Here is a 2764-nt window from a genome sequence, read left to right on the forward strand (position 1 = left end):
CAGTTCGTCGAACTGCGCGGCCGGCGGGAGGGCTGGCGGCCCAGGGGGCGCCCTGGGGAACGCCCTAGAAGAAAACGGCCTAGAAGAAGCTGTCGTCGTCGCCCTCGTAGTAGTTGTTCACGACCACCTCGGGAGTGTCGTCGCTGAACGCCTCGTTGAGCAGCGCGCCGCCGACCAGGCCGGCCGCGCCCGCGCCGATCAGCGCGCCGGTGCCGAAGCGGCGTCCGCCCTGGCCCGGCTGGCCCTGAGCGGGCTGGCCCTGGACCGGCTGCGGATAGCCCTGCTGGACCGGCTGCGGGTAGCCCTGCTGCGGGGTGTAGAACGGCGGCACGGTGGTCTGCACCCGCTGGGCGCAGGCGGCGCAGGTCTCGATCTGGCGCGGCACGCCCCACTGCGGCGACCACAGCACCGCCGTCGAGCCGAGGCCGTGCGAGGGGTCGAAGAAACACGTCACGGGGGAACTCCCTGGTCCTGGCTGGGTCATCGGGACAGCGGGCGCCACGGCGGGCACGGCGGGCGCCACGGCGGGCACGGCGGGCGCCATGGCCGGCGCGGCGGGCACCGCCGGAGCCGGCACGGGCGCGGCGGGCGCCGGTTGCAGGACGTCCACCCCGAAGTCGGCGGCGATACCCGCGAGCCCCGACGCGTACCCCTGCCCGACGGCCCGGAACTTCCAGTCCGCGCCGTGCCGGTAGAGCTCGCCGAACACCATCGCCGTCTCGCTGCCCGCCTCGGCCGCCACGTCGTAGCGGGCCGCCTCGGCGCCGCCGTCCGGGTCGGTGAGCCGGATGTACGCGCCGCGGACCTGGCCGAAGCTCTGGCGCCGCTGCACCGCGTCGTAGACCGCGACCGCGAAGACGATCTTCTCCACCCCGGCCGGGACGTCCGCGAGCCGGACGTCGATCTGCTCCTGGTCGTCGCCGCCACCGGCGCCGCCCTGGTGGCGGACCGAACCGTCCGGGCTCTGCAGGTTGTTGAAGAAGACGAAGTGCTGGTCCGAGACGACCTTCCCGGAGGCGTCGCAGAGCAGGGCGCTGGCGTCCAGGTCGTACCCGGCGCCGACCGTCCAGCCGAGGCCGACCCGTACGACCCGCAGCCCGGGGGCCTGCTTGCCCAGGGAGACGTTGCCGCCCTTCGTCAGGGCCACACTCATGACACTTCCTCCGCCACCGTTCGAATGACCGCTGTTTCCACTGTTCGACCACGACAACGCTGTAGAGCTCGCGCCGGTTCCCGACTTCCCGTCAGTGCTGGACGGGACGTTCCAGCAGGCCACGGGCCCGTGGCGCGGTCTTGCCGGCCGGGGCGCGCGAGCTGGGCGCCCTGGCGGGGTGTCGGCCCCCGACCTATTGTCAGGTGACATGACACGCCTTCGTCGCGCCGCCACCCTGGCCGCCGCCCTCACCGGCACCCTCACCGCCCTGCTCACCCCGGCCGCCGCCCAGGCCGCCCCGGCGGCCTGCCCGGTCGTCGCCACCGCCCCGGTGGACACCGAACAGGCCCGGCTCCAGGACCAGCGGACGACCGCCTTCACCGAGCGCTCCGGCCTGCGCGACCTGCTCCGGGGCTTCCCCGCCGCCCTGTGCACCGCCCGGAACGCCCGGCAGGCGGAGCGGGTGGCGGGCGCCTGGGGCCGGGCACTCTGGCAGGCCGGGGTGGACCGGGCCCAGGGCCGGCGGCCCAGCGGCGAACTCCCCGCCCGCGACGACCGCCCGCTGTACTGGACCAGGCTCGCCATGACCGTCCAACTGGCCCGCTGGCAACCCGGGTTCGACGTCGACCCGGCCGATCTGCGGGCCCGCTTCGAGGACGCCTCCCGAGGCCTCGACGACGGCTTCACCGCCACCCCCGGCGTCCGGCGGATCTTCGTCAGCGGCTTCGACCCGTACGGCCTCGACACCGAGCCGCGCCGCGCCAACCCCTCCGGCGCCGCCGTCCTGCAACTGCACGGGCGGCGGATCACCCTCGCCGACGGCAGCCCGGCCGAAGTCCGGGCCGTCCTGCTGCCGGTCCGCTACGGCGACTTCGACGACGGCGTCGTCGAGCGCGCCTTCGGCCCGCACCTCTCCCCCGGCCCGCAGGCCGCCGACCTGATCACCAGCATCAGCCAGGGCTACCCGGGCCTGTTCACCCTGGAGGCCTGGGCCGGGCGGGCCCGCTCCGCCGATCCCGCCACCGACAACACCGGCACGCTCTCCGGCGGCACCCGGCAGCACCCGGTCACCGCCCCGGGCCTGGACGACGGCCCGGAGTTCATCCGCACCACCCTGCCCACCGACGCCATGACGGCCGTCCAGCAGCCCTACCCCGTCCGCCTCAACACCACCGTCACCGAGATCCCCGAGGGCGGCGTCGACCCCGTCGACCGCGCGGACGGCCCCACCCCCGGCTCCCGAGCCGTCGCCGGTGGCGGCGGCGGATACCTCTCCAACGAGGTCGCCTACCGCTCCAACCGCCTGCGCCTCGACCTCGCCCCCGACCTCCCCGGCGGCCACCTGCACACCCCCGTCCTCACCGGCCTGCCCGCCCAACAGGACCGCCTCACCGCCCCGGAGTTCGAGCAGAACGAGGCCTCCATCGCCGACCAGGTTCGCGAGATCCTGCGCCACGCCCGGTTCTGAGCCCCGGCGCCACACCCGGTTCCGAGCCCCGGGCCCGCGCGGCGGGCCGGCTACACCCGCCGGGCGAACAGCCCGCCCCCCCGGCGGCCCCGGGGGAGAGGGATGAGCCCGGTTGCGGCGGCCCCCTCCCCCCCCAGCCCGGG

At 75.6% G+C, this 2764-nt stretch carries 1 protein-coding gene and 1 pseudogene; one reads left to right on the plus strand and one right to left on the minus strand.

The window, feature by feature from the left end:
* Window positions 1-601: 601 nt before the first annotated feature.
* A pseudogene (locus ACFV61_RS01855) lies at window positions 602-1153 on the minus strand (TerD family protein); the annotation flags it as partial.
* A 208-nt stretch (window positions 1154-1361) separates the two neighbouring features.
* Between ACFV61_RS01855 and ACFV61_RS01860 the strand changes: the two are divergent.
* Window positions 1362-2621 carry a pyroglutamyl peptidase gene (locus ACFV61_RS01860; protein WP_380489498.1) on the plus strand — a complete coding sequence of 420 codons (1260 nt, stop codon included), beginning with the start codon at window positions 1362-1364 and terminating at the stop codon, window positions 2619-2621.
* Window positions 2622-2764: the final 143 nt, after the last annotated feature.

Origin of the sequence: Kitasatospora sp. NPDC059817, assembly GCF_042731835.1 — a bacterium.
Classification (GTDB): Bacteria; Actinomycetota; Actinomycetes; order Streptomycetales; family Streptomycetaceae; genus Kitasatospora.